This is a genomic window from Rhizobium sp. WYCCWR 11152, assembly GCF_013087615.1.
Taxonomy (GTDB): Bacteria; Pseudomonadota; Alphaproteobacteria; order Rhizobiales; family Rhizobiaceae; genus Rhizobium; species Rhizobium indicum.
On sequence record NZ_JABFCP010000005.1, the window covers coordinates 65,208 to 90,360 of the forward strand.

At 60.1% G+C, this 25,153-nt stretch carries 21 protein-coding genes and 3 pseudogenes; 15 read left to right on the forward strand and 9 right to left on the reverse strand.

What is annotated here, in order from left to right:
* Positions 1–37 precede the first annotated feature (37 nt).
* From G9X67_RS05645 to G9X67_RS05660, 4 genes are all read right to left on the reverse strand, one after another.
* Positions 38–1,288 (reverse strand): transporter substrate-binding domain-containing protein, encoded by a 1,251-nt coding sequence (locus G9X67_RS05645; protein ID WP_138331145.1) that lies wholly within the window; start codon positions 1,286–1,288, stop codon positions 38–40.
* Positions 1,289–1,535: 247 nt separating this feature from the next.
* The gene (locus G9X67_RS05650) at positions 1,536–2,144 is read right to left on the reverse strand and encodes an ANTAR domain-containing response regulator (RefSeq protein ID WP_072641334.1); all 609 of its coding nucleotides are present in this window, start codon (positions 2,142–2,144) and stop codon (positions 1,536–1,538) included.
* 12 nt (positions 2,145–2,156) lie between these two features.
* On the reverse strand, positions 2,157–3,308 hold the full coding sequence (locus G9X67_RS05655; RefSeq protein ID WP_138390770.1) for a transporter substrate-binding domain-containing protein: 1,152 nt from the start codon (positions 3,306–3,308) through the stop codon (positions 2,157–2,159).
* A gap of 147 nt (positions 3,309–3,455) precedes the next feature.
* On the reverse strand, positions 3,456–5,066 hold the full coding sequence (locus G9X67_RS05660; RefSeq protein WP_138390771.1) for a GMC family oxidoreductase N-terminal domain-containing protein: 1,611 nt from the start codon (positions 5,064–5,066) through the stop codon (positions 3,456–3,458).
* Positions 5,067–5,174: 108 nt separating this feature from the next.
* Between G9X67_RS05660 and G9X67_RS05665 the strand changes: the two genes are divergently transcribed.
* Positions 5,175–6,095: a LysR family transcriptional regulator gene (locus tag G9X67_RS05665; protein ID WP_171598347.1), complete on the forward strand. Its 921-nt coding sequence runs from the start codon at positions 5,175–5,177 to the stop codon at positions 6,093–6,095.
* Positions 6,096–6,430: 335 nt separating this feature from the next.
* Here G9X67_RS05665 and G9X67_RS34865 read toward each other — a convergent pair.
* Positions 6,431–6,941: pseudogene (locus G9X67_RS34865) on the reverse strand (LysR substrate-binding domain-containing protein); the annotation flags it as partial.
* Between the two features lie 372 nt (positions 6,942–7,313).
* Here G9X67_RS34865 and G9X67_RS05670 point away from each other — a divergent pair.
* From G9X67_RS05670 to G9X67_RS05705, 8 genes are all read left to right on the forward strand, one after another.
* Positions 7,314–8,897, forward strand: a complete 1,584-nt coding sequence (locus G9X67_RS05670; RefSeq protein WP_171598348.1) for an ABC transporter substrate-binding protein — start codon at positions 7,314–7,316, stop codon at positions 8,895–8,897.
* A 130-nt stretch (positions 8,898–9,027) separates the two neighbouring features.
* Positions 9,028–10,008: an ABC transporter permease gene (locus G9X67_RS05675; protein WP_171598349.1), complete on the forward strand. Its 981-nt coding sequence runs from the start codon at positions 9,028–9,030 to the stop codon at positions 10,006–10,008.
* Entirely contained in the window at positions 10,008–10,931 is a 924-nt protein-coding gene (locus G9X67_RS05680; RefSeq protein WP_171598350.1) for an ABC transporter permease, read from the forward strand. The genes G9X67_RS05675 and G9X67_RS05680 overlap by 1 nt, the downstream gene beginning before the upstream one ends.
* Positions 10,928–12,751, forward strand: coding sequence for a dipeptide ABC transporter ATP-binding protein (locus tag G9X67_RS05685; protein WP_171598351.1), 1,824 nt, complete (start codon positions 10,928–10,930; stop codon positions 12,749–12,751). Before G9X67_RS05680 ends, G9X67_RS05685 begins: the two co-directional genes overlap by 4 nt.
* A gap of 114 nt (positions 12,752–12,865) precedes the next feature.
* Complete coding sequence (locus tag G9X67_RS05690; protein ID WP_171598352.1) at positions 12,866–13,630, forward strand: DeoR/GlpR family DNA-binding transcription regulator; 765 nt, start codon at positions 12,866–12,868, stop codon at positions 13,628–13,630.
* Positions 13,623–14,909, forward strand: a complete 1,287-nt coding sequence (locus tag G9X67_RS05695; RefSeq protein ID WP_138390774.1) for a Zn-dependent hydrolase — start codon at positions 13,623–13,625, stop codon at positions 14,907–14,909. Before G9X67_RS05690 ends, G9X67_RS05695 begins: the two co-directional genes overlap by 8 nt.
* Before the next feature lie 12 nt (positions 14,910–14,921).
* On the forward strand, positions 14,922–15,890 hold the full coding sequence (locus G9X67_RS05700; RefSeq protein WP_138390775.1) for a phosphotransferase: 969 nt from the start codon (positions 14,922–14,924) through the stop codon (positions 15,888–15,890).
* Between the two features lie 11 nt (positions 15,891–15,901).
* Complete coding sequence (locus G9X67_RS05705; protein WP_138390776.1) at positions 15,902–16,840, forward strand: choline/ethanolamine kinase family protein; 939 nt, start codon at positions 15,902–15,904, stop codon at positions 16,838–16,840.
* Positions 16,841–16,945: 105 nt separating this feature from the next.
* On the opposite strand, the pseudogene G9X67_RS35400 reads toward G9X67_RS05705, so the two are convergent.
* Positions 16,946–17,062: pseudogene (locus G9X67_RS35400) on the reverse strand (DNA polymerase IV); the annotation flags it as partial.
* Positions 17,063–17,507: 445 nt separating this feature from the next.
* Here G9X67_RS35400 and G9X67_RS05710 point away from each other — a divergent pair.
* A complete protein-coding gene (locus tag G9X67_RS05710; RefSeq protein ID WP_138331155.1) occupies positions 17,508–17,708 on the forward strand; it encodes a helix-turn-helix domain-containing protein in 201 nt (66 codons plus the stop codon).
* Positions 17,709–17,888: 180 nt separating this feature from the next.
* Here the strand turns inward: G9X67_RS05710 and G9X67_RS05715 are convergent.
* Positions 17,889–18,136, reverse strand: a pseudogene (locus G9X67_RS05715) (chloride channel protein); the annotation flags it as partial.
* A 120-nt stretch (positions 18,137–18,256) separates the two neighbouring features.
* The gene (locus G9X67_RS05720; RefSeq protein ID WP_171598353.1) at positions 18,257–19,165 is read right to left on the reverse strand and encodes a LysR family transcriptional regulator; all 909 of its coding nucleotides are present in this window, start codon (positions 19,163–19,165) and stop codon (positions 18,257–18,259) included.
* Positions 19,166–19,448: 283 nt separating this feature from the next.
* Here G9X67_RS05720 and G9X67_RS05725 point away from each other — a divergent pair, with 283 nt between their 5' ends.
* From G9X67_RS05725 to G9X67_RS05745, 5 genes are read left to right on the forward strand one after another with little or no spacing between them, the layout of a single operon-like run.
* The gene (locus tag G9X67_RS05725; protein WP_138390779.1) at positions 19,449–20,225 is read left to right on the forward strand and encodes a 5-oxoprolinase subunit PxpA; all 777 of its coding nucleotides are present in this window, start codon (positions 19,449–19,451) and stop codon (positions 20,223–20,225) included.
* Between the two features lie 20 nt (positions 20,226–20,245).
* A complete protein-coding gene (locus tag G9X67_RS05730) occupies positions 20,246–20,488 on the forward strand; it encodes an acetyl-CoA carboxylase (protein ID WP_138390780.1) in 243 nt (80 codons plus the stop codon).
* The gene (locus G9X67_RS05735) at positions 20,485–21,870 is read left to right on the forward strand and encodes an acetyl-CoA carboxylase biotin carboxylase subunit (RefSeq protein WP_138390781.1); all 1,386 of its coding nucleotides are present in this window, start codon (positions 20,485–20,487) and stop codon (positions 21,868–21,870) included. The genes G9X67_RS05730 and G9X67_RS05735 overlap by 4 nt, the downstream gene beginning before the upstream one ends.
* Complete coding sequence (locus G9X67_RS05740; RefSeq protein ID WP_138390782.1) at positions 21,870–22,745, forward strand: carboxyltransferase domain-containing protein; 876 nt, start codon at positions 21,870–21,872, stop codon at positions 22,743–22,745. Before G9X67_RS05735 ends, G9X67_RS05740 begins: the two co-directional genes overlap by 1 nt.
* A complete protein-coding gene (locus G9X67_RS05745) occupies positions 22,735–23,706 on the forward strand; it encodes a biotin-dependent carboxyltransferase family protein (RefSeq protein ID WP_138390783.1) in 972 nt (323 codons plus the stop codon). The genes G9X67_RS05740 and G9X67_RS05745 overlap by 11 nt, the downstream gene beginning before the upstream one ends.
* Before the next feature lie 71 nt (positions 23,707–23,777).
* On the opposite strand, the gene G9X67_RS05750 is transcribed toward G9X67_RS05745, so the two are convergent.
* Entirely contained in the window at positions 23,778–24,788 is a 1,011-nt protein-coding gene (locus G9X67_RS05750) for a GntR family transcriptional regulator (RefSeq protein ID WP_171598354.1), read from the reverse strand.
* Positions 24,789–25,153 lie beyond the last annotated feature (365 nt).

A 25,153-nucleotide genomic window follows, 5' to 3' on the forward strand; every position in this document is an offset into this window, starting at 1 on the left:
CCGCCATCCATGGATGGCGGGACGACGCGGGGAGGGGTCAGCCCTTGAGCTTTGCGGCGTCGAGACCGTTGCTGGTGCAGAACAGATTGCTCTCCGTCTCGCCATAGGCCGAATAGGGCAGAGGCTTGATCGGCGCCGGGTAGGCATTCACCACCTTGCTCTGACCGTCCGCCTGCCATTGCCCGATGCGCGGCGTCAGCCAGCAATGCAGGTTGTCGGGGTCGGTGGTCACCTTGCCGCCGGGTGCTTCGTAGGTTTGGCCGCGAATGCCGGCCCTGATCGCGTCAGCCGAAAGATCGCCGGACTTTTCGACGGCCTGCTTCCACAGAAAGACCTGGAAATAGGCTGCTTCGAGAGAATGGTAGGTGACGGCTTTCGGATCGTTGACGAAGGTCCTGAAGCGGTCGATGAAGCTCTTGTTCGCCGGCGTGTCGATCGACATGAAATAGGGGAAGGAGGTGTAGCTTCCGGCCGCATATTCGGCGCCCATCGCGGCGATTTCGATTTCGGAGGTGACCGTCGCGCAGATCGGCAGAACCTCCTGCGAGAGCCCTTGGTTCTTGAACTCTCGGTAGAAGGCGATGATGGAGTCGCCGACCACGTTGGACAGAACCACGTCGGCGCCCGACTCCTTGATCTTGCTGACCATGACGGCCCATTCCGAATGGCCGAGTTCCAGATATTCATCCGCCACCCATTCGGCGCCGGCCGCCTCGATCAGCTTCTTGGAAACCTTGGCCATTTCGCGCGGATAGACATAGTTCGAGCCGACGATGAAGAATTTCTTCTTGCCCAGTTTCTCGACGATCCAGGGAATGTAGTTGGCGAGCTGCTGGTTCGGAACGGCGCCGGAATAGACGACGTTGCGCGAGCACTCGAAGCCTTCGTAATGCGTCTGGTAGAATAGCATCGCGCCGCGTCGCTCGAAGATCGGCAGCACGGCCTTGCGGCTGGCCGATGTGTGGCAGCCGAACACGGTCGAAATTTTGTCCTTGAGGATCAGTTTCGAAGCCTTCTCGCTGAAGGTTTTCGGATCGGAAGCACCGTCTTCGACGACCACCTCGACTGGGCGACCGAGAACACCGCCGGTCGCGTTGATTTCGGCCACGGCCATCATGACGCCGTTTGCCAGAAGCTTCTCGGCGACAGAAAGCCCGCCCGTCTGCGAGTAGAGAGCGCCGACCTTGATGGCATCGGCTGCGAAGGCGCGGCTGCCCAGAGCCGGCAGGGCGAGTGCGGCAGAAGCGGTCGCTGCGGTTTTCAGAAATTCTCGTCTGTTGAACACCATCTTGGTTCCCCTTTTTTGATTGGCGCGCACGGCGGCACGGCCCGCCGAACGGCAAGGCTTTCATGCCGGAAATGAGTAGAGAACTGACGTCACTGTCAGCAGACAACAAAAAACCCGCGAGGCTTGTCACAGCCTGCGGGCACCCTTGCCATCACCGCATCACGGCTGCGCCGCGTGCAACAGCGGCACATGGCTTCGTCAAACGAAGGGATGTGCCGGAGGTGTTTTGTTGGAAACACGTGAAAAACTAATCATGTTTTTGGGACGGGCGCAAGAGCTGTTCGGCGTTGATAATCGAATTGGCGATTTCATCGATCGGCACGCGCCGAGCCATCGCCTGGTCGCGCATTTCGCGATACGCCTCATTCTCGCTTGTGCCGCGATTGGCCATCAGAATGGCTTTGGCCCGGGCAAGTTTCTGGTCTCCCAGTACCTTGCGCTTGTATTTGCGTGCTTCCTTGACGAGCTTTTGCCGCTCCAGCCAGAGGTTGCGGGCGATGGCGAGATTGGTCAGCAGACCAAAGGGTTTGATCGGTCTCTCGACAATGGCGAGCGCGCCGCTTTCCAGAACGATCTGCAAGGTCGAGGGGTTTTCGTACCCGACGATGGCGAGCATGGTCGGAGCAGGATTGGGGAAAGACTTCAGCAGGCGTTCGATTTCCGGTCGCGCCTCATCTTCCATCGCGAGGAAGACGACATCTGTGCCGTGCGGCAACTCGGCAGGCACCGGCCAAAGGCAACTGACCGTACAACCGATACGGCGCAGGTGATCGACGAGAAACTCTCCTTCGGATGTCCGGGGGTGGATGACCAGAACCTTGAGGTCCCGTAAATCTCTGAGAAGGGCGAAAGACATCGTCGCTCCCTCTCAAACCTGAACACGATGCGGGAAAGTCTGCGTCAAGTCCGGGCGATATTCTCGCATGAACGGGTCTGGCGCCACCCGGAGCGACGGATCGTAGACGATGTCGTAGCCGCCCTGGGGGTTCACCCTTGCCACTCTTGGCCACAGATGCGTGTGGTTTGTCGTCCGGTCTATCTTCACCGCACCCTGCGGTGCATCGTACTCGACATCATAGAGAGCCGGCAGAAGCTGCTCAAGTCCGTCGCCACCGGCGCGCTGCAAAGCCGCCGCATAGAGATAAACCTGGAAATAAGCCGCTTCGGCCGGTGCGGTCGGAAGCATCTGCAGGCCGTATCGCTGTTGGTAAGCCGAGACGAAAGCGCGGGCGCGGGGCGTATCCAGAGAGGCGAAGAAGGGGGCTGCGGTGATATGCCCCTCGGCCACATCCGGCCGCATACGGATCACGTCCGCCTCGCTGGTCGATTGGCTCGCGATCGGCATTGTCGCCGCATCGAACCCGGCCTGCTTGAACGCCGTGTAGAAGGGAATGATACCGTCGCCGACAATCGTCGAATAAATGACATCCGGCTGTACCGCGCGAATGTGCCGGATGATCTTGGCAACGTCCTCGGTTTTGAGGTTCAGGGGAACATACATCTCGTCCAGGACCTGTCCGCCCAGCTGAAGAAACAGGTCGCTGATCGTCCGGTTGGATTCATAAGGATAGACGTAGTTCGAACCCACCAGGAAAACCCGCTTTCCATAGTGCTCGGTCAGGAAGTCGACGAGCTGGACGGAGTTCTGGTTGGGGGCAGCACCTGTATAGATGCAGTGACGGGAGTATTCGAATCCCTCGTAGAGCGTCGGGTAAAACAGCAGTGCATCACGGGCCTCGATGACGGGCAGAACAGCTTTGCGGGTGCTCGACATATGGCAACCGAAAACGACCCGGACCCGATCTTCGTCGCAAAGCTTGACTGCAAGTTCCTTGTAGAGATTGGGCGTCGATTGCGGATCGTACACGACGGGCTCGATCGTCCTGCCGAGCACGCCGCCGGCCGCGTTGATTTCGTCGATCGCCAGCAAGGTCGCGGCCCTCTGGGTTGTTTCCACGGCTCCCGTCACACCCGTTTCGGAGAACAGCACACCGACCCGCCAACTTTCTGAATGCATCATCGCCCACCAAAAAATAAAAAAGCTCCCGCCCGTTTCCGGTCGAGAGCTACCCTGCTCATGGAATATCAGCGGCTCATTGAAGCCAGCCGATCCATGATGTCAGTTTCCGTGTCCGGTGACAATAGCGGAACGAAAGGCCGTGCATGGTTATCGGCTTGCATCCTCAAGGACCATCGCAGCACCTTTCATCGCGATCATCGCCGTCGGCGTATTGGTATTGCCAGAGGTGATCGTCGGCATGATCGACGCATCGATCACGCGAAGACCCGCTACCCCGTGGAGGCGCAGGCGTGCATCGACGACGGACAGCGGATCGTCCGCGCGACCCATCTTCGCGGTCCCGACCGGATGGAAGATGGTGGTGCCGATATCGCCGGCGGCCTTCGCAAGCGATGCGTCGTCGTCGCCGACGGCAATGCCCGGCAGAACTTCCTCCGGCTGGTACGGTCTCAGCGCGGGCTGTGCCATCAGCCGCCGCGTCGCGCGGATAGCGTCCGCTGCCACCCGCCTGTCTTCCGCTGTCGTCAGATAGCGCGGGGCGATGAGCGGCGGTGCGTGGGGATCGGCTGAGCGCAGCCGCACCTCGCCGCGCGACGTTGGCCTCAGATTGCAAGCGCTGACGGTGATCGCGGGAAAACGATGCAACGGTTCGCCGAACCTGTCCAAAGACAGGGGCTGGACGTGAAACTGGATGTTGGCGCGATCGTGCGACCGATCAGAGCGCATGAACAGACCGAGTTGGGACGGCGCCATGGTTAGCGGTCCACGGCGACGCAGGGCGTAGTCGATCCCCATCAGGCCACGGCGCAGAAGCGAGTGATAGGTTTCATTAAGCGTACGGGCGCCGCTGATCCTGTAGACGGCGCGTTGCTGCAGATGATCCTGGAGATTGCGCCCGACGCCGGGCCGCGCGAGAGCCGGTTCGATGCCCGCGGCAGCAAGCCATTCAGCCGGCCCGATGCCCGACCGGTGCAATAGCTGGACGGAGCCGATGGCGCCGGCACTCAGCACGACTTCGCCTCTTGCCGTCGCCGTTCTTAAGACGCCGTCGCGGATATAGCGCACCCCCGTTGCCCGACCGTCTTCGATGACCAGCCTGTCCACCAGAACGCCTGTTTCAAGCCGCAGGTTCGCCCGCGCTAAGACCGGCTTCAGAAAACCCCTTGCCGAAGACCACCGACGACCACGTTTCTGATTGACGTGAAAATAGCCGGATCCTTCATTGTCACCCGTGTTGAAATCCGCGATCTTGGCGACTCCGAGTTCCGCTGCAGCCTCCCGAACGGCGTCGAGGATCGGCCAGGAAAGACGCGGGGCCTCGACGCGCCAGCCGCCGCCTATGCCATGATGCGCGCTTTCCCCCATAAAGTGATCTTCCATCTGCCGGAAATGGGGCAGAACGTCCTGCCAGCCCCAGCCCGCAAGACCAAGGCTCGCCCATCCATCATAGTCCGCCGCCTGACCACGCATGGCGATCATTGCGTTGATTGCGGAGGAGCCGCCGATGACTTTGCCGCGCGGGTAGGACAGCGAACGGCCGTTCAGGCCGGCTTCGGCCTCCGTCTTGAACATCCAGTCGGAGCGGGGATTGCCGATGGTGAAAAGATAACCGACGGGAATATGAAACCAGATCCAGTTGTCCTTGCTGCCGGCCTCAAGGAGCAGCACGCGGTTCCTTGGGCTTTCAGACAGCCTGTTCGCAAGGATACACCCTGCCGTCCCTGCCCCCACGACAATGTAATCATAATCCCCCTCCATCGCTTTTCTCCGCCTTACGATCGATATCCAAAACGGGTTTATCGGCGACGCCACTGAAGACAAGGCGCGGAGAAGCACATACGATGTGCAAAAAGGAGTTCTGGAAAGATGGATTGGGACAATATCAGGGTATTTCTGCACATCGCTCGCACTGGCCGGGTTATCGATGCGGCAAAGGCCCTGGCGCTTGACCACTCAACTATTAGCCGCCGTCTAGCCAAGCTCGAGGAGAGCCTTGGGGTTCAGCTATTCGAACGGGCCGGGCGGCGGTTGCGCATCACGTCGGCCGGCGAAGATCTCAGACGCTCGGCGGTCAAGCTGGAATCGATCGTCCTCCAGGAGATCGGCGGGCTCGGTGCCGAGACGACAACCGGCATGACGGGCCGCGTGCGGATCGGTGCACCGGAGGGGCTCGGAGTAGGTTACCTCGGCGGACGCATCGCAGCCATCATGCAAGACTATCCGAACCTTGACATCGAGCTTGTTGCTTTACCTCAGACCTATTCGCTTTCTTCGCGGGAAGCCGACATCGCTATTTCGCTCGATCGCCCGGAAGAAGGCAGCCTGGCGACACGCAAGCTGACCGATTATGAGTTGGGCTTTTACGCCACCCGTGACTATCTCGGGCGAAACGGCTTTCCCCAGACGCTGGACGATTTGACCGGCCACACGCTCTGCGGCTACATCGCGGGGCTTCTCCACACGAGGGAGCTTGCCTATCTCGACATTGCGGATCTGAAGCCGGCGATGCGGTTCACGAGTACGAGCATCATTGCCCAATGCGCCATGATTGAAAGCGGCATGGCAATGGGCGTTCTGCCGGCCTATCTTGCTGCAGGAAAACACCTGCTTGTCCCGGTCCTGCAGCCGTCGTTCCTCTTGCGCCGCAGCTACTGGCTGTCGGTTCATGAGGACCTTCGGCGTCATGCCCGAATTCGCAAGACTATCGACTTACTCACCGCGGCAGTTCGAAGGGAAAGATCGTTGTTTGCTAAGGCTTCTTCGACACGCGATACGTCAGCATCGTAACATGCCTCTATCCGGACGATCAAAAGGGGTTTCAACATAGCGTCCTATATTGTCCGCCAGCAGAGGCAGTCCGTTCTTTGGAATTCCGACATCCCTCAGGCGCACGGGCAGGTTCAGGTGTACAGGCAACAATCCCAATCCTTCGCTGAAGATCAAGAGCCGGAATTTTCAATGATGCCGAAGGTAGAGGACTGGGTTTCGGGTTCAAATCTTTTCAAGAGCTTTTAAATGCTCTCCCGCTATCGGCGCCCATTGCGGACCCATCCGAGGCATCGATCAACGATTATGTCGCCGATTTGTCGAAGGTGTCTCAGCTGTGGCTTCATCAACCGCCGCTATCTGCCGATTCGCCTTCCTGGCAAGGCGGCGACCTCGTCCAGCAGCCATGCGCGGAACGCCCGACAGGGCGGAAGTCCTTCCTGCTCAGTGGCGCGACCGCATGATAGGCGCTGGTGCTTTTGACCTGATGTGGAAGGCTTGAACGAGCTGGCCATTTGCGAGCTCGGAGTCGATGAGGAAAAGCGGCGCAACGCGAGCCCCAGTCCGGCAATGCAGGCTTGGGCCATGTTGCTAAACTGTTCGAACCGCATGGCCTGCGATGGGGTGCCGGTGACTTGGAGGATTTCAAGAAATGGCTCGAGGCCTGGGACGCCATCCGCAGCAGCGACAGGCGAAGCAGATCTTCGGCCCTCACGATTGGATGTGACCTGAGAAAAGACGGGGACGCGATCGGTGCTACCATCTCGTTCATAAGAAATATGCTTTCCGCACCGGGCCAATCGGGCTGGCCGATATGAATCGCCATGTCTATGTCGCACGGTCGGAATCGAACACGCCTATGTGGGAATGGCCGCAAAAGGAGCAACTGTTGTCGGTGGAGATGGCGAGATTTGCGCGTTGCCTTTCCCTGCGTATTTTTTAGGCGCCAAAATGTGATTTTGTGATATTTATAGAAATATCTGATCCGCTTATTCTGCCTGAGCAATAGATAAATGCTGAAAAATTCACCATTCTTGAGATCTTCGCTAGCGCCGCAGCGATCGAATTTTCCGAAAATGCACTTATAATCAACAGAATACAAGTCGTCGGAGTCGGCTTGCGACGAGAGTATGGCATTGCGGTTTTCTAATTTACGAGAGCCCATTGAAAAAGGAAAAAATGCCCGATATCGTGGAATAATAAGAAAGCCACATAAAACCACAAAAAGGGAAGCAGCTTATGAATGACATCAGCAGACGCAATTTCCTCGCCGGGCTTGGTGCGGCTGGCACGGGTGCCGGTCTCCTGCAGATCAACCCGGATTTTCTGTTCTCCTCGGCCTTTGCCCAATCGGGTAAGGCGGTGGTGTTCCTGTCGGCGGAAAACATTACGGGCAACTGGGACCCGACCGGTCACACGACGCTGTCGCAGAAGAATATCGAAGGCTTCGTCATGGGTTTCCTGACGCGGACGCCGATGACTGTCGAAAAGCCCGATGAAGTGGTCTATGAACTGGCCACCAGCATCAAGCCTCTCGATCCGAACAAGCTCGAGATCAAGCTGCGCGAAGGCGTCAAATTCCACGACGGCAAACCCTTCAAGGCCGAAGACGTCAAGGCGACCTTCGAATACGGCTCCAGGCCGGACCGCCCGGCCCAATTCTATCCCGGCCCGACCGAGACGCTTGTTATCACCACCCCTGACGACTACACGGTCATCGTCGATACCTCCAAGGGCGGATATCCGGCCCATCTGTTCATCTTCCTCGCCTCATACCTGCCGATCATGTCGGCGACCGATGTCGCCGGCGGCCCGACCGGCCCGCTGACGCAGCGCCTGAACGGCACCGGCCCGTTCAAGTTCGTCAAGCAGGAAGGCAATGCCACGATCCTCGAAGCCTATCCTGATTATTTCCTCGGTACGCCGAAGATTCCGGGCATCAGCTTCAATTTCGTCGGCGACAGCACGACACGCATGTTGTCCCTGCTCAACGGCCAGGCCTCGATCGTCGAGCGTCTGGAACCGGAACAGGTGACCTCGCTCGAGGGCAACGACAAGATCGCCATCAGCAGCGTCGTCTCGGTCGAGAACAAATATCTCTGGTTCCGCTGCTCGAAGGCGCCGTTCGACAACCCGCTCATCCGCAAGGCGGCCTGCCACGCGATCGACCGCTCGATGATCGTCGAAATTCTGGGCTCGGCCGGCCATGCTTCGTCCAATTACGTGTCGCCGGTGAAGTTCGGCTATGTCGACCTGCCGAACTATCCGGAATACAGCCCGGAAAAATGCCAGGCGCTGCTGGCCGAGGCCGGCTTCCCCAAGGGCGAGGGTCTGCCGCCGCTGGAATACATCACCTCCGTCGGCTTCTACCCGAAGACCAAGGAGTACGGCGAGGTCATCACCGCCATGCTGCAGGAACAAGGTTTTCAGGTGTCGCTCTCCGTTCTGGAAATCGCCGCCTGGAACGAACGCCTCTACGATCGTCCGGGCGGCGGCCCCGGCCATATGGTCGATTGCGGCTGGTCCACCGGTTCGCCCGAACCCGACCTCGTGCTGCGCACGCATTTCCATTCGACCTCGAAGCGCATCACCGGCATCGTCGACAAGGAACTCGACGCGACACTCGACAAGGAGCGCAGTGCCCCGTCGCTCGATGAGCGCAAGAAAATCCTGCAGACCGAAACCATGCCCATGCTTGCCGAAAAGGTGCCGGCCCTGTCACTGTTCACTTCGGTGATGATCCACGCGATGGACAAGTCGCTGGCCGGTCTCTTCATCTATCCTGACGGGTCCATGGACGCCTCGAAGGCTGCGTTCGGCTGACGCTGGCTTGCGTTTTCCGCGGCACCGGAGGCCGGCGCCGCGGAGATTTTCGTTTCGCTCATGATGTCAACAAACGACCGAGACCGTCGCCGCTCAGGGCGGATCGCTCCGATTGCTGCCAGGATATGACATGTTCATTCTCAGTTTTCTGGTTCGACGGCTGGCGCAAGGTGCACTGATCGTCTTTCTGGTGACGCTGCTTATCTTCACGCTGCTGCGTGTGGTTCCCGGCGATCCGGTCCGGCTGATGGCCGGCGGCATGGCGCCGGAAGCGCTGATCGAGCAGATCGCCAAGGACATGGGCCTGCGTGATCCCATCCTCGTGCAGTTCGGCCGCTACATGAGCGGCGTCGTCAGGGGGGATCTCGGGCAATCCTTCGTGCGGCCTGCAAGCGGTGCTTCCACCGGCGGTTCCAGTTTCGGCGATTCCACCCGCGGCGAGCGCGCCGAAGTGCTAACCCTGATCGGCGACACCCTGCCGATGACGCTGCAACTCGGCGGACTGGCAATATTTTTCGCCCTGGTCTTCTCCTTTCTCGTCGGCATTCCCGGCGGACTGGCGCCCGGACGATGGCCGGATCGCGTGGCCTTCTACATTTCCTCGATTTTCATATCGCTGCCGAACTTCTGGCTCGGCATCGTCCTTGCCATGCTTCTGTCGGTCAAGCTCGGTTGGCTGCCGGCGATCGGCTACTCCGGCTTTGCCTATACCATCCTGCCGGCGATCGTTCTTGCCGTCGAACTGGCGCCGGTGCTGATCCGGACGCTGACCGGATCGGTGGCTACCGTGATGATGGAGCCCTTCATTGCAGTCGGCAATGTCCGCGGCCTTAGCCGAAGCCGCATCATCGTCGCCCATGCGCTGCGGAATGCCTCCGTTCCGCTGCTCAACCTGATCGGCATCCAGATCAGCGGCCTGCTGGGCGGCGTCCTCGTCGTCGAATTCATCTTCGACTATCCGGGCCTTGGACTTTTGACCATCACCGCCGTGCTGCAGCGAGATTTCCCGCTGATCCAGGGGATCGCCATCGTCACCAGCGCGATCTTCGTCTTCATCAACATCGCAGTCGACCTGATTGCCACCATGATCGATCCAAGGTTGGAATATTGATGAGCGTGACAGAGACAGACATGCCGGCAAACCCGGTTCCGGCAACACAACGCGGTGCTTCGGTGGCGCGGCGTATCTGGCGGATTGCCCTTGCCTCCAACGAATTCCGTGTCGGCGCTGCGATTTTCATCGTTTTAGTTCTGGCGGCCCTGCTTTATCCGCAACTGAGCGGCATCGACCCCACGAAGATGAGTGTCGCCACGCGCCTGCATGCGCCGCCGTTCATGGGCGACAAATGGAGCTGGACGGCGCCGCTCGGCACTGACCAGATCGGCCGCGACATGCTGGTGCGCAGCCTTGTCGGCCTGCGTTACTCGTTGCTGATAGGGCTTTCCACCGTTCTCGTCATGCTGATTATCGGCTGTTCGCTCGGCACGATCGCCGGCTACTATGGCGGCCGCGTCGACATGGCGATCATGCGCCTGACCGATGCCCAGCTGTCGATCCCGATGATCATCCTGGCGATCACCGTGCTTGGCGTCTCGCGTCCGACGATCCCGGCGATCATCCTCGTCCTCGGCCTGTCGAGCTGGCCGGTCTATGCCCGCGTCACCCGTAGCGTCGTGATGACCGAGCGCAAGCGGGAATATGTGCGCGCCGCCGAAATCTATGGTGCGTCCGATTTCCGCATCATGGTGCGCCTGCTGGCGCCCTTGGTACTGCCGCCGATCATCTTCGTGTCGGTGCTCGATGTCGCCCGGATGATGATCTTCGAATCCATCCTCGGCTTCATCGGGTTGGGCGTTCAGCCGCCGACGCCGACCTTCGGCAACATCATCGCCGACGGCCGCAAGTATCTGCTCAATGCCTGGTGGATCGCCACCATGCCGGGCGTGTTCCTGTGTCTGTGCCTGACCAGCATCAACCTGATGGGCGCATCGCTCGAACGGGCTCGCAATCGTATCTATGGAGGCAAATCGTGACTGGCACACCGCTTCTGCAGGTTCGCGATCTGAGCGTTGGCCTGGAAACGGGCGCTAGCATGCGTCCGATCATTTCCGATATCGACTTCGATCTGGCCCCGTGCGAAATTCTCGGAATCATCGGCGCGAGTGGTGCCGGCAAGACCGTGCTCTCGCGTGCACTCGTCAACTGGATCGATCCGCCGCTGAAAGTCACCTCCGGATCGGTGGTCTACAAATCCCAGAACATCCTCGATCTGCCGGCACAGAAGCTGCGCACGCTGCGCCGTGAGATCGCCTATGTCGGCGCTAATCCGGCGGGGGCTCTCGATCCGACCCTGCCGGTCGGCCAGCAGATCGTCGAGAAACTGCGCGCGGTCGCACCGGAGATTGCGCATGAGGAAGCCAGGAAGCGGGTCATCGATCTGCTTGGCGCGGTGCGCATCCCTTCGCCGCAGATGCGTTATCACGAATATCCATCGCAATTCAGCGGCGGCATGATGCAGCGCGCCCTGATCGTCGATGCGCTGGTCAGCAATCCGGCTTTCCTCGTCGCCGACAATGTGACCCAGCCGCTTGATGTTACGGTCGCCGCCCAGGTGCTGCGCCTGATGCGGGAGTTGACCACGCGTTTCGACACGGCGATCGTCTTCATATCCTCGTCGCTGCCGCTGGTGAGCGACGCTGCCGATCAGATCCTGGTGCTGGCCGAAGGCAAGGTCGTGGAGCGGCAGGCAACGAAGGCACTCGTCAACACGCCGGAGCATCCCTATACCCGCGAGCTGATCAGCCAGATCCCGAAGATTTGGACGAGCGAAGCTGTTACCATCGACCTGCCGGCTGAGACCCGCGAGCCGATCATCAGCATTCGCGATGCCACGCGTTCCTACCGGGTGCGTAAGCGCGGCACCTTTGCCAGCTACAGCACCGTGCGTGCCGTGCGCAACGTCACCTTCGACGTCTTTCCGGGCGAGAACTTCGGCATCGTTGGCGAATCCGGCTGCGGCAAGTCCACTCTCATGCGCTTGCTCAGCCGGCTGGAACGGCCCGATAGCGGCCAGGTCCTCTGCGACGGACAGGATATCACCAGGCTTTCCGGCAAGGGGCTTTTGAAATTCCGGCGCGATTTTCAGCTGGTGCTGCAGGATCCCTTCAATTCGCTGCCGCCACGCACCGCCATCGGCGCCATCATCGAGGAGCCGCTGAAGACGCACGGCATCGTCAGGGGCGCGGAGTTGCGTGACCGCGTGCTCGCCGTGATGCGTGAGGTCGGTCTGCCCGGTACGCTCTACGATGAGCTTCCGCTGGGTTTGAGTGCCGGCCAGCGCCAGCGCGTCAACGTCGCCCGCGCCATGGTGCTGGAGCCGAAGGTGTTGATCATGGACGAGACGCTGTCGTCGCTTGACCAGACCGAGCAGTTCAAATTGCTGAAGCTGTTCGAGCAGTTGCAGGCCCAGCACGGCCTGACCTATGTCTACATTTCTCACGATCTGGCGATGGTACGGCGTGTCTGCAATCGCGTTGCGGTCATGTATCTCGGCGAAGTCGTCGAGATCGCCGACAACGGCCGGCTGTTCTTCGATCCAGGCCATCCCTACACCAAGGCCTTGCTCAGCGCCGTGCCGACGCTGGAGGAGCGCCGCTACAAGCCGGAAGAGTGTCTGCTGGAAGGAGAGCCGCCAAGCCCGATCGACCTGCCGCCCGGTTGCAGTTTCGCCAGCCGCTGCCCGAACGCATTCGGCCGCTGTCACAAGCAAAGCCCGGTCCTGACCGCCCGCGGCAACAAGGATCTGGCTGCTTGCTTTTTGGTGGAAAACACGCTTTCCCATACCGCAGCTTGAAACCGCAAATTGCATCGAAACCCGGGGGGATCAGAGGATGAAAGAAACAGCAACTGCGGCGGGACACGCCTGTTCGACAGACTTGCCCATGGGCTTGTGACCGGGAAAGCCCTCATGACCGACCATCCCCAGGCACGTCTGCAACACATTCTCGAAGAGCTGGCCAAGCATGGCCGGGTCACGGTCAAGGAACTGGCGACGGAATTTTCCGTCAGCCCGGAAACCGTGCGCCGCGACCTGAAGCAGCTGGAGATGGAAGGGCACCTGCGCTGCATCTATGGCGGCGGCGTGACGCCGCGTCGGGATGCCGATCAGCCGATCTCGCAACGCATGCGCGTCAATGCCCGTGAAAAGGCAAAAATAGCAACCCTCGCTGCCAGGGAGCTGCGCGACCATACCAAGATCTTCCTCGACAGCGGCACGACGATGCTGGCGCTGTCGCGCTATCTAGTCGATCGGCCGCTGATCAATATCTACACCAACTCGCTGGATATCATCCAGACCTTGTCGGGGGTGGAATCCAATAACGTGGTCGCGGTCGGCGGCGTTCTGCGGCCGAGCTACCGGGCGTTTCTCGGCGCCGATACGCTCAATGTGATCCGCGAACATCTCTTCGATATCGCCTTCGTCAGCGCGGTGACGGTCGATGTCAATCTCGGTTTCATGGACCTCGGCGAGGACGAGGCGCTGGTGCGCCGGGCGTTGCGCCGCCATGCCAAGCAGGTGGTGATGCTCGCCGACAGCAGCAAGTTCGGCCGCCAGGGTAATTTCTGCACCTATAATTTTCGTGACGTTGATCTGCTCATCACTGATGCGCCTCCGCGGGCAGATTTCCTTGAAAAGTTGGAAGAGGCGCGAGTGAAGGTGATTTATGCTTGAAACCCGCAACGAGCCGGCATCCCTGCCTGAGGTCGATGCCGAAGCCCTGCACCGGATGATGGAGGAAGTCTCCGTCTTCGGCGGCGGGCCGGGTGGTGCGATGACGCGGCTGACCCTGTCACGGGAAGACAAGGCGGCACGTGACTGGCTGGCGAACTGGCTGAAGAATTCGGGCCTGCGCCTGGAGATCGACCCGATGGGCAACATGTACGGCTTCCTCGATTGGGCCGGGCCGGATGCACCTCTGGTCATGAGCGGGTCGCACCTCGACAGCCAGCCGAACGGCGGCCGCTTCGATGGCGCCTACGGCGTGATTGCCGCCTGCGCGGCGATGGACGCCATACGCAAGCAGGTTGCCGCGGCTGGGGTCACGCCGAAAGTCAATTTCTGCATCGTCAACTGGACCAACGAGGAGGGCGCCCGCTTCCAGCCGAGCCTTCTCGGCAGCGGCGTCAATGCCGGCGAACTGACACTCGATTTCGCGCTCGCCCGCAAGGATGGCGACGGCATTTCCGTCAATCACGCTCTTGATGACATCGGTTATGCCGGCACCTTCGGCCCGGTTATTCCCGATGCGCTGATCGAACTGCATATCGAGGGTTCGGCCGAGCTGGAAAAGAACGGCATGCGCTTTGCCATCTTCAACCGTTTCTGGGGCAACGTCAAATACCGGCTCGCCTTCATCGGCCGCCAGGCGCACACCGGCCCGACGCCGATGGCCGAGCGCCATGACGCGCTCCTGGCCGCGGCCTACCTGATCGCCGAGTTGAAGGGTTTTGCCGACCAAGCCGGGATCGACCTGCACACCTCCTGCGGTCGTCTCGAGGTCTATCCGAATTCTCCCAACGTCGTGCCCGGCGAGGCGGTGATGTTCATCGAATTGCGCTCTGCCAAGCCCGATGTGTTGGCCTGGGCGGAAGCCCAGCTCAACGAGAAAGCTGACCTCTGCGCCAAGAAAGCGGATGTCGGCTTCGAGGTCCGCTCGATCGACCGCCGCCGCGCCGGGAACATGGACGAGCGACTGGTTGCCCTGGCCCAGGATACTGCTGCCGGCTTCGGCCTTGAAACCTTGTTGCTCGACACCATCGGCGGACATGACGCGGTCAGCATGACGGCCGTTTCCCCGGCCGTTGTCATCGCCGTGCCGAGCGTCGGCGGCGTCATCCACCACCCAACGGAGTTCACCACGCCGGAAGACCGGTTGCTGGGCGCGGAAATCCTCAGCGCCATGCTGTGGAAATTCTGCCTCAACGGCAACATCCTGAAAACCATCGACTGAAGGATTGGGAGCATGAAGGCACTCGGGCAAGCATCCACAGTGGATGAGAAGGCGGCTGAAGCCGCCATCCGCGCCGTTTCGGGCTGGGCAAACGCCGATATGCGTTATGCGCCGGGCATTGCGGGTGTCGCCTCGCCGACGCACCGCGCCGTCGACAGCCAGAACTGGTTCGTTGCCAGGGGAGATGCGCCCGCCACCTATTTCCTGAAAATTCTCCATACGGACCAGTCGGATTTCATCGATCTGGAGAGGTCCGTTAGCGCCGCGCGTCAGGCTTCAACCCTGGGCCTGACGCCGGCGCCCCTTTGGCACAGCCCGGAAATGTCGGCGGTCGTTTTCGACCGCCTGTCGGAAGCCTGGCATACCGCCAGAATGGACGACCTGCGCAAGCGCGATGTTCTGGAAAGTGTCATCGCCGCCAAGAGCGCCCTGCATGGCAGCAGGCCGCTTGGCGAAACGTGGACAGTGTTCGACCGCATCCGCGTCGTCGAAAAAGCGCTTGCCGATGCAGGCATCGCAGAGGTTGCCGCAGACGGATGGTGGATGCGCGAATGCGTCGGAGATATCGAAGCGGCGATCATCGCTACCGGCTTCGATGAAAAACCAGCCCATGCCGACGGTCTTGCCTCCAACATCATGATCGCGCCGGATGGTAGAGTGCAACTGGTCGATTTCGACGAGGCCCGCAATGTCGATCCGTTCTACGACATCGGCATCCTGCTCAACGAGGCCTTCCAGTTCGACAGCGAAATGCAGCCGGCGCTCGAAATCTTCGAGGGACAATTTCGCCAGACGTCGCTCAACCGCTGCCGCCTTTACGGCATTGCTGACGATCTCTTCTGGGGCATGTGGGGCATGCTGATGGACAGGGTTTCGCCGCGCGGCGGTATCGAATTCCTGAAATATGCACAATGGCGCCTGTTGCGCTGCCGAATGGAGCTTCGCAATCCGCGTTTCGAATTCATGCTCCGCACACTCTGAGGGATCAAACCATGGAAAAACGATTGGGGGAAGCGACAAACGAGGCGGAAGGGGAAATCGAATCCCTGCTGCGCGAAATTGAGCCGTGGTCTGAACGTGAACTCCATTACCGTCCGGTGCACGGCGGTATCAGCAATTCGAACTGGCGGGTCAGGGTCGCTGGCGAACAGGGCCATTTCTTCGTCAAGGTGCCCGGCCGCGGCACCGAGATGTTCATCGACCGCAAGGCGGCGCTGGACGCCAGCCGCCGGGCGCAGGACCTCGGCATTGGCCCGAAGATTTATGAGTATCTCGCTGACAAGGGTGTCGAGATCGCCGACTATATCGAAGGTCGGCGTGCCTGCACCAACCGCGATTTCCAGGATCCGACAGTGCGCAAAGCCGTCGTCGGGCTCTACCGCACCTTCAACGATTCAGGCCGCTTGCCGCTGACCAAGACGGTATTTGACATGATCGACGAGCATATCGAGCAGGTGCGCGAATTGGGCGGTGCCTTTCCGATCGATTTTGCCTGGCTTTACAAGCAATACCGGCTCGCGCGCGCAGCTCTCGAAGCTTCCGGCATTGATCTCGTTGCTTGCTTTAACGATCCTATGGCGGGTAATTTTATGGTCGCCGACGACAAGTCGCTGATGCTCATCGACTACGAATATGCCTCCAATAACGACCGTTGCTACGATATCGGCATTTGGTGCGGCGAGATGTTCTTCTCCGATGCCGTGGAGGCAGAGGTCATAGAGGAATATTTCGGCCGCTTCGATCCGCGAATGAAAGCCCGTCTTGCCGTGCATCGGGCGCTTGCCGATGTGAAATGGTCGACTTGGGCCATGGTCCAGAATGTCGTCTCGGCGCTCGATTTTGATTTCTACAAATATGGCGCCTGGAAACACATGCGCGCTCGCGTGGCCATGCAGGATCCGCGCTGGGTCGAGTATCTCAAGGCCGTTTGATCCGGTGGATTTTTCAGATGATCGGCGGAAAACCTGACTCGAATTCCAGCGCATTTCTTAGGCGCGCGATAATCGCATGAGCATGCCACTCTGGCATAGTGTGGTGGCCGTCGTCTGCGCTTCGCGCCGGGTGACGTCCGAATATTTGATTTTGCCGGTCACCGTCTTGCCGCTGATGTCCTGCGTCTCGCAATAGCGCCAGACTTTCTCAGCAAGCGGCTTCTCGGCTCACAAGCGCGAGGGTGCGTGTTTCGGTAGACAAAGACCCGCGATGCGACGATGGCATCTTGGTAACGCGGCCGCAACGGCTGTGCAATTGCCTAATGTCGTACAATCGTGCCAAGGCGAACTACCAAATACCCCGGACCTCCAATTTGAACCAAAAGGTCTGCGCTCATCTCCCTGTCAGTGACGACCTTAATTTTGGTCCATTTGTCTATCTTTGTATCAAGGGGTACGGGTAAGCCCTCTCGCAGCAAGAGGGTAAGGTCAGGTGCTCTATCCGACTTATATATGCAAATCCTCATTCGCACGGCGCCCCTCACTGCACAGATGTGTGACAGTTATATTGCGCTGCATTATCAACTATTGCAATGCCGCAAACTTTACGCTCCTCATCTTCATTCCCGACTGTCAAATTGGCAACGGCAGCACCATATGTGGTTTTATGGAGCCTCGAGTAACGCCGCGTGAAAAGGAAGTACTAACGCTCATGTGCGAGGGAAAAAGCGCCCAGGAAATTGCGATAATCCTGGGTTGTTCCGCCTATACGGTGCGCACGCACATCGGTCGCTTAAAGGACGAGTTCAACGTTTATAAGGACACTGCGTTGATCGCCGCCGCTTTCCGCAAGAGGATCATCGAATAGGAACCACGCGCCTGGACGTTGGCACTTCTTTCGCCAGTTGTATCCGGACCTCCGGATCGACACGCGGCGGGGCCGTGGCTGCGGGGCGCCTCACCTTGCAGAGAATGCTTGTTGGAACGGCCTGCATGACTTTGACCGTTCCGTATTGCTCGACCGCAAGGATCCAATGGCAAAGCAGCTGATCATCGACACTGCCATGATCGGGATAACGGCCTGGTGGTCGCCGGTCATTTCCAGGATGATGACGAAGGCAGTCATCGGTGCCTGCACTACGCCCGCGAAATAACGCGCCATGCCAGGGATGGCCGCCAACGTGATGCTGGTACCGAGCAGCGAACCGACCGTGCTTCCGAATCCAGCACCGACAGGAAGCTGGCGGCGAGCTTCTCGACGAAGAACGGCAACCGCAGGGCCCTTCCTTCGAGCGCCACCGCCGACACCACGGGTCAGAACCAGGCCCCAGTCGCGACAGTTCGGTCGGCGCGCCGCAAATCGCGAGGCGTCACCGGTTCGACTGGCATCAAGGCGAGCAATACAAACCTATAGTCTTAGCGCGCATTCCCTGGCAGGTGGAATGCCTGCTGGAAATAGGATCGGAAGGCGAGCATCGGCGGTGAAAGTTCGATGTTCTTACGCCATGCAAGACCAACATCCATGGCCGGCACCGGATCGCGCACATTGATGGTTTCGATCCGCCGTCCTTCCAGTGACCAAGGCCGGTGCACCATGTCGGAGAGGATTGCCACGCCTTGGCCGTTGGCGACGAGGGATCGCACCGCCTCGACGGATGACGTGCGCAGGATCACCTGGGGCTGGTAGGGCGAGGCGCTCCAGTATTTCAGCGACGAATGGGCCGCCTCGTCGACGGTCAGCATGATGTAAGGTTCCTCGGCGATTTCCTCCAAACCCACTGAATCTGCCTGAAGCAGGTGATGCTGCGCCGGCACCCACAGGCGGCGGGTCGAACTCAACACCTTTTCCGTCACAAGCGATGGGTTGAGGATGTTGGAGGTGAGTAGCACCGACATATCATAGCGGTTGGTCAGAAGACCTTCCTCGATCGATTCCCGTGTCAATTCGAAGAGTTGGATATCGAGCTTGGGGAAGAGGCGCCGCAGCCGTTCGATGTGCAGGGGCAGAAAATAGCCGATGACGGTATAGGTTGCCGCCACCGTCAGGGTACCCTCGACTTCGTTGTTGACGACGTTCAGGTGCGTTGCCTCATCCACCTTTTTCAGGATGTCATAGGCATGCGACAGGAACTGGCGCCCGGCCGCCGTCAGGTCCATGCCGTGTGGGGCACGGATGAACAGGCTGGCGCCGACGGTCTGCTCCAGTTCCTTGATCGCCGTCGTCACGGCGGACTGCGAAATGGAAAGATCTAGCGCAGCCTGTGATATCTGGCCGAGTTCCGCGGTCGCGACAAAATAACGAAGCTGCCGGAGACTGAGCGCCATGACGATGCCTTCCTATTCAATAAACCAAAACATGCCATCGGAAAATCAGAAGAGCCGACCCAAAAAGCGGCATAGATCCGCACGCAAAGGCGCACGCTCGTCTCAACTGATTGTAATTACGTGTTTCTGGGGTGCATCAAATCTGAGCACTGTATTCTGATTTTTAGATAGAAAGCATAAAAAAATAGAATTTTTCAAATGAATTAATTCGTCCTAGCCTGATTTTGTCAAAAAAGCGGCAGACGGAAGCGTGGCCCCATGCAGGCAGGCGAGGAACAGTACGTTGATCGATGCAGTAGACATCAATTGCGACATGGGCGAAGCCTTCGGCCGGTGGCGCGTCGGCGATACCGACGACACAACGCTGATGGCGTTGATCAGTTCGGCCAATATCGCCGCCGGTTTTCACGCCGGCGATCCGAACCTCATGGATCAGACGGTTCGTCTCGCGACGGAGCATGGCGTCGGCATCGGCGCGCATCCAGGCTATAACGATCTTCAGGGTTTCGGCCGCCGCAAGATTGCCGGAACGGCCAAGGAACTGGTCAACGACATGGTCTATCAGGTCGGCGCGCTGCGGGAGTTCGCCCGTCGCCACGGCGCCCGCCTGCAGCATGTGAAGCCGCACGGCGCTCTCTATATGGAAATGGCTGTGAACGCCGAGCTCTCGCAGATCTTCGTGCAATACATGCGCACCGTCGAGCCCAATGCCTACATCTTCTGCATGGGCGGTTCGGAAACCTACCGGGTCGCAAAGGAAGCCGGCCAGCCGGTCGTGCGCGAGTTCTACGCGGACCGCGACTACGACGACACCGGCTCAATCGTCTTTACCCGCGATGCCGGGCGTCCGGATCCCGCCGCGATCGCCCGAAAGGTCGTGCGCGCCTGCAGGGAAGGCAAGGTCAGGACGGTCACCGGCAGCGATGTCGACATCGCCTTTGAATCCATCTGCTTCCATTCCGATACGCTTGGCGCGCTCGATATCGTGCGCCAGATGCGCGCGGCGCTGAATGCCGAAGGCATCCGCATCGCGCCGGTTTCGGAAATCGCAGGCCACTGAGACTTTAAGCGGAGAGAGACATGAGCAAGCTCGAAATCAGATCGCCCTTGCCGGGCACGTTCTACCGGACGCCGGCGCCGGACGCGGCCCCGTTCAAGGCGGACGGCGACGCGGTCGCAAGTGCCGACACCATCGGCATGATCGAGGTGATGAAGACATTCCAGGAAATCCCGGCAGGCATCGACGGCACGGCCATCCGCTTCCTCGTCGATAATGAAGAGCCGGTGATGGCCGGCCAGGTGATCGCAGAGGTGGACGCATGACCATCCGCTCGCTCCTCGTTGCTAACCGCGGCGAGATCGCGGTGCGTATCATCAAGGCGGCAAAGGCGCTCGGCATTCGCACCGTGCAGGTCCACAGTGCCGCGGACGCCGATATGTTGGCCGTGAAGCTTGCCGACGAGGCCGTCAACATCGGCCCGCCATCCGCCGCCAAATCCTATCTCAATATCAATGCCGTTGTTTCTGCCGCCAAGGCGACCGGCGTCGATGCAGTGCACCCGGGCTATGGCTTCCTCTCCGAAAATGCCGATTTCGCCGACGCGGTCGAAGCTGCGGGCCTGATCTTCATCGGTCCCAAGGGTGATGCGATCCGCCTGCTTGGCGACAAGGTCGCCGCCCGCGCGGTGGCCGCCCGCGCCGGCGTGCCGACCGTTCCCGGCAGTGCCGGACGAATCGCCAGCCTCGATGAGGCCCGCGCCATCGCGGACAAGACCGGCTTCCCGATAATGATCAAGGCGGCTGCCGGTGGCGGCGGGCGCGGCATTCGCATCGCCGACAACATGGCGGACCTGGAAAGGCATTTCCCGCAGGCCTCGGCGGAGGCCGCTGCCGCCTTCGGCGATGGCGGGCTTTATCTCGAGAAGGTCATCACCAAGGCACGTCATGTCGAAGTGCAGATCCTTGGTGACGGCGAGAATTTCGTTCATTGCTTCGAGCGCGAATGCTCGCTGCAGCGCCGCCGCCAGAAGGTCTGGGAAGAAGCGCCGTCCTTCCTGCTGCCAGCGGACGTGCGTGAAAAGCTGTGCGCCAGCGCGGTGGCGCTTGCCAGGGAGGTCGGCTATCGCGGCGCGGGCACTGTCGAATATCTCTACGACGAGATCGCCCGCGAATTCTACTTCATCGAGGTCAACACCCGTATCCAGGTGGAGCATCCGGTGACCGAGATGATCACCGGCATCGACCTCGTGCAGGAGATGATCAAGGTTTGCGGCGGCGCCAAGCTGTCGATCGCACAGAAGGATATCGTCGCGCGCGGCCACGCCATCGAATGCCGCATCAATGCCGAGGATCCGTCCCGCAATTTCATGCCGGCACCAGGGCGGATCGAGACGCTGAAAGTTCCTGAGGGCGAAGCCATCCGCTTCGACACTATGCTCTACGAAGGTTATTCCATCCCTCCGTTCTACGATTCGCTCGTCGGCAAGCTGATCGTCTGGGCCGAAAGCCGCGACGCATGCCTTGAGCGGCTGAAGAGCGCGCTCGAAGGCCTGACGATTACCGGCATTCCAACGACGGTGCCGCTGCATCTGGCGCTTGCCAGCGACGAGAGCGTCCGGCGCGGCGCGTTCCACACTCGCTTCCTCGAAACATGGCTTGAAACCGAATTCGCCGGTCTTTCCGGCAAGACCGCGGAGGTTGCCTGATGAGCATACGATATACGTTCGGGGGCGATGAGCATCTGTTCATCGAATGCAGTGAGGAGATGTCGCTCGAAGCATTCTTCACCAGCCTGTCGATGGCAACCGGGGTTCGCGAAAGTGGCATCAAGGGGGTGACCGAAATCTGCCCGGCCAACGCATCGTTCCAGATCAAGTTCAATCCCGACATCATCCACCCCGACGATATCCTGCGGGAGGTAAAGTCGATCGAAGGAGCCGCCAGCAAGGCCGAACCGGTGATCAGGACCCGCATCGTCGAAATTCCGGTGTTCTACAATGATCCCTGGACGCACGAAACGCTCATGCGCTTCCGCGAGCGCCACCAGGATCCTGCGGGTACCGATCTCGACTACGCCGCCCGCATCAACAATTTCGGTTCGGTCGATGATTTCGTCGCCGCCCATTCGGGTTCGCCCTGGTTCGTCTCCATGGTTGGTTTCGTCGCCGGGCTGCCGTTCATGTACCAGATGGTCGAGCGCCAAAGGCAGATCCAGGTTCCGAAATACCTTCGCCCGCGCACCGATACCCCGAGACTGACCGTCGGCCATGGCGGTTGCTTCGGATGCATCTACTCGGTACGCGGTGCCGGCGGCTACCAGATGTTCGGCATCACCCCGATGCCGATCTTCGATCCGACCCAGACCACCAGCTATCTCCGAGACTTCATGGTGTTCTTCCGCCCCGGCGACATCGTCAAGTTCAAGCCGATCGGCCGCGATGCCTACGACCAGGCGGTCGAGGATGTCGACAAGGGCCGGTTTGCTCCGCCGATCCGCGAGGTCAGCTTCGATCTCAGGGAGTTCCAGAAGGACATCGACGGCTACAACGCCACGCTGGAGGGCATGCTCAATGGCCATTAAGGTTCTCCACCATGGTCTCGCCACCACCGTCCAGGATCTCGGCCGGCCCGGCTATTTCCACCTCGGCATACCCGTCGGCGGTGCGATGGACCGTTATGCGATGCGGGCGGCAAACCTGCTCGTTGGCAATGACGAGGGTGCTGCCGGGCTTGAAGCCGTCTTCATCGGGCCGAAGCTTGAATTCACCGAGGATGCACTGGTTGCCGTCACCGGCGCCGAGATGCCGGCCAAGGTCGACGGCGTCGCGCAACCCGGCTGGACCGCCTTCAAGGTCAAGGCCGGGCAGACCCTGACCTTCGACTACCTTAAATCCGGCGCACGTATCTGCATCGCTGTCTCGGGCGGCATCGATGTGCCGGAAGCACTTGGCAGCCGCTCGACCTATCCGATCGGCGCGCTCGGCGGCTACAAGGGCCGGGCGATCGCAGCCGGCGACGAACTTCCGGTCAGCACTGCTAGTCTTGCGACCGAGGGTCGGACGGTCACCGAGGATTTGCGCCGTAAGCCGGGCATGCTGGCGGAGCTTCGCGTTTTGCCGGGCCTCTACTGGCACCGCGTCACGGAAGAATCGCAGCAAAACTTCTTCGCCGACGAATGGAAGGTCGCCAACGAGGCCGACCGCATGGGTTATCGCTTCAAGGGCGGACGCAAGCTCGATTTCGTTGAGCGCGAGCAACCTTTTGGCGCGGGTTCCGATCCGTCGAACATCGTCGACAGCTGCTATCCCTATGGCTCCATTCAGGTCCCGGGCGGCACCGAACCGATCATCCTGCACCGGGACGCCGTCTCGGGTGGCGGCTACTTCATGGTTGGAACGGTCATCTCCGCCGACATGGATCTTATCGGCCAGCTCCAGCCTCATACGCCCACCCGCTTCGTCAAGGTGACGATGGACGAGGCGCTTAAGGCGCGGGCGGACCGGCAAGCCCTGTTGACCAGCCTTCGCACGGCATTGGCCTAGGAAGGGGCGATCCGATGCGGGCTTTGCGACATGGCGACTGTGGCAGCGGGAAAGGCAAGTCGGCGTTGCCGCTATTCCATCACCCGCGTCAGATAATCGGCCGTGACGCTCGGGCCTGGAATGATCGCAACGATCTTCATCTGGGCGATCGTGCGGTTGACGGAGGCATCGAGGTGGCTCTCCATCATAGCGGCAGCGGCCGTCGCCGCGCCACGCATCAGCAGCTCGGCGATCAGCCGAAGCTCGGTGATGATCGCCGGATCGCCGGGAAGGCCAAGGCGGCGAAGCAGGCGCTCGGTCGCCGTCACCGGCAGAAGATTGTTGCGGATCAGATCCTTCAGCCGTTCGTTCGGAGTCGCCAGAACGCAGGTTTCGATGAAGCTGGACTGGATGGCCTCGACCGCACCGAGATAATCTTTCGGCTGTTGCTGCTCCAGCGTGGAGAGGCGGGTAAACAGATCGGTCAGGACGGCGTGGTCGATATGCCCTGCACCGACAACGATAGCCTGTGGCTCCAGCATGCGCCGCAGAACGAAGTGATCCTTGACGATCTGGGCCGTCAGCGGGCCGGCGATCCAATGCGAACTCTGGTTCTTGCGCACGAGCCCGCGCTCGCGCAGCCGGGTCAGCACGTCGCGCACGACGGTGCGGCTGACGTTGAAATGGTTTGCAAGCTCGATCTCGACGATGCGGTACTGGCCGAACACGACGCATCCGGCCACATCCGCCTCGACGGTATTGTAGATGCGCTCCCAGGACGATCGGCTCTGGAGTGCCTCGTCGGCATGGCTCGTAATGTGCAGTCCAAGCGCCTTGATATCGGTGCGGTTGGGCTCGATGCCTCGATTCGGCGCTCCGACGAGATAGCCCCGGCCGCTGAAGCGATGCAGAAGCCCCTCGGTTTCAAGAGTTTGCAGCGCACGTTGAACGGGCGCGCGGGAAATTTGCAGGATGTCCGCAATGGGACCTTCGAGCAGCACCAGACCCTCCGGCAGAACGCCGTCGATAATGTTACTGCGCAGAATATCCTCGGCGATTTCGTATCGCTTCTGTGCGGTCGATCTGGTTCGATCTTCGGTCATGAAATCCGGCGCTTTCCCTCTGGCCGATGTCCTAAATTCAGTTTTACGCATTTGCAGGGAGTAAGGACAGGGCAAAAATAAAATGATTATTGAATACAATGTCACGATAAAATTCATTTTGTCGAGAGAGTGAATGAATGGGTAGCGACCTCGGGCTGAGGTCGACCTGATAAGGCACCCGCATTCTGCTGCTTGATCAGCTGCTCCGGTTTATTGCCAGTTTTGTTGGGAATAGTTCTCTTATGAGGTGCAAAGTGTGTTTGGACTTGCGTAGATCGTCTGCGGCACGAAAAAGCTGTGCTGGCTTTCGAAGGGTGCCCCTGTGTCTTCGGGTGCGCCGAGCCGACATGTCTTGATTTTGTAAA

Excerpts from the sequence above, each read along its gene's own strand:
- G9X67_RS05705 (WP_138390776.1), top strand. The coding sequence starts at position 15,902 with ATGGAAAAACGATTGGGGGAAGCGACAAACGAGGCGGAAGGGGAAATC.
- G9X67_RS05645 (WP_138331145.1), bottom strand. The coding sequence starts at position 1,288 with ATGGTGTTCAACAGACGAGAATTTCTGAAAACCGCAGCGACCGCTTCT.
- G9X67_RS05675 (WP_171598349.1), top strand. The coding sequence starts at position 9,028 with ATGTTCATTCTCAGTTTTCTGGTTCGACGGCTGGCGCAAGGTGCACTG.
- G9X67_RS05665 (WP_171598347.1), top strand. The coding sequence starts at position 5,175 with ATGGATTGGGACAATATCAGGGTATTTCTGCACATCGCTCGCACTGGC.
- G9X67_RS05720 (WP_171598353.1), bottom strand. The coding sequence starts at position 19,165 with ATGGCGCTCAGTCTCCGGCAGCTTCGTTATTTTGTCGCGACCGCGGAA.
- G9X67_RS05695 (WP_138390774.1), top strand. The coding sequence starts at position 13,623 with ATGCTTGAAACCCGCAACGAGCCGGCATCCCTGCCTGAGGTCGATGCC.
- G9X67_RS05670 (WP_171598348.1), top strand. The coding sequence starts at position 7,314 with ATGAATGACATCAGCAGACGCAATTTCCTCGCCGGGCTTGGTGCGGCT.
- G9X67_RS05745 (WP_138390783.1), top strand. The coding sequence starts at position 22,735 with ATGGCCATTAAGGTTCTCCACCATGGTCTCGCCACCACCGTCCAGGAT.
- G9X67_RS05730 (WP_138390780.1), top strand. The coding sequence starts at position 20,246 with ATGAGCAAGCTCGAAATCAGATCGCCCTTGCCGGGCACGTTCTACCGG.
- G9X67_RS05690 (WP_171598352.1), top strand. The coding sequence starts at position 12,866 with ATGACCGACCATCCCCAGGCACGTCTGCAACACATTCTCGAAGAGCTG.
- G9X67_RS05735 (WP_138390781.1), top strand. The coding sequence starts at position 20,485 with ATGACCATCCGCTCGCTCCTCGTTGCTAACCGCGGCGAGATCGCGGTG.
- G9X67_RS05740 (WP_138390782.1), top strand. The coding sequence starts at position 21,870 with ATGAGCATACGATATACGTTCGGGGGCGATGAGCATCTGTTCATCGAA.
- G9X67_RS05655 (WP_138390770.1), bottom strand. The coding sequence starts at position 3,308 with ATGATGCATTCAGAAAGTTGGCGGGTCGGTGTGCTGTTCTCCGAAACG.
- G9X67_RS05750 (WP_171598354.1), bottom strand. The coding sequence starts at position 24,788 with ATGACCGAAGATCGAACCAGATCGACCGCACAGAAGCGATACGAAATC.
- G9X67_RS05700 (WP_138390775.1), top strand. The coding sequence starts at position 14,922 with ATGAAGGCACTCGGGCAAGCATCCACAGTGGATGAGAAGGCGGCTGAA.
- G9X67_RS05680 (WP_171598350.1), top strand. The coding sequence starts at position 10,008 with ATGAGCGTGACAGAGACAGACATGCCGGCAAACCCGGTTCCGGCAACA.
- G9X67_RS05660 (WP_138390771.1), bottom strand. The coding sequence starts at position 5,066 with ATGGAGGGGGATTATGATTACATTGTCGTGGGGGCAGGGACGGCAGGG.
- G9X67_RS05650 (WP_072641334.1), bottom strand. The coding sequence starts at position 2,144 with ATGTCTTTCGCCCTTCTCAGAGATTTACGGGACCTCAAGGTTCTGGTC.
- G9X67_RS05710 (WP_138331155.1), top strand. The coding sequence starts at position 17,508 with ATGGAGCCTCGAGTAACGCCGCGTGAAAAGGAAGTACTAACGCTCATG.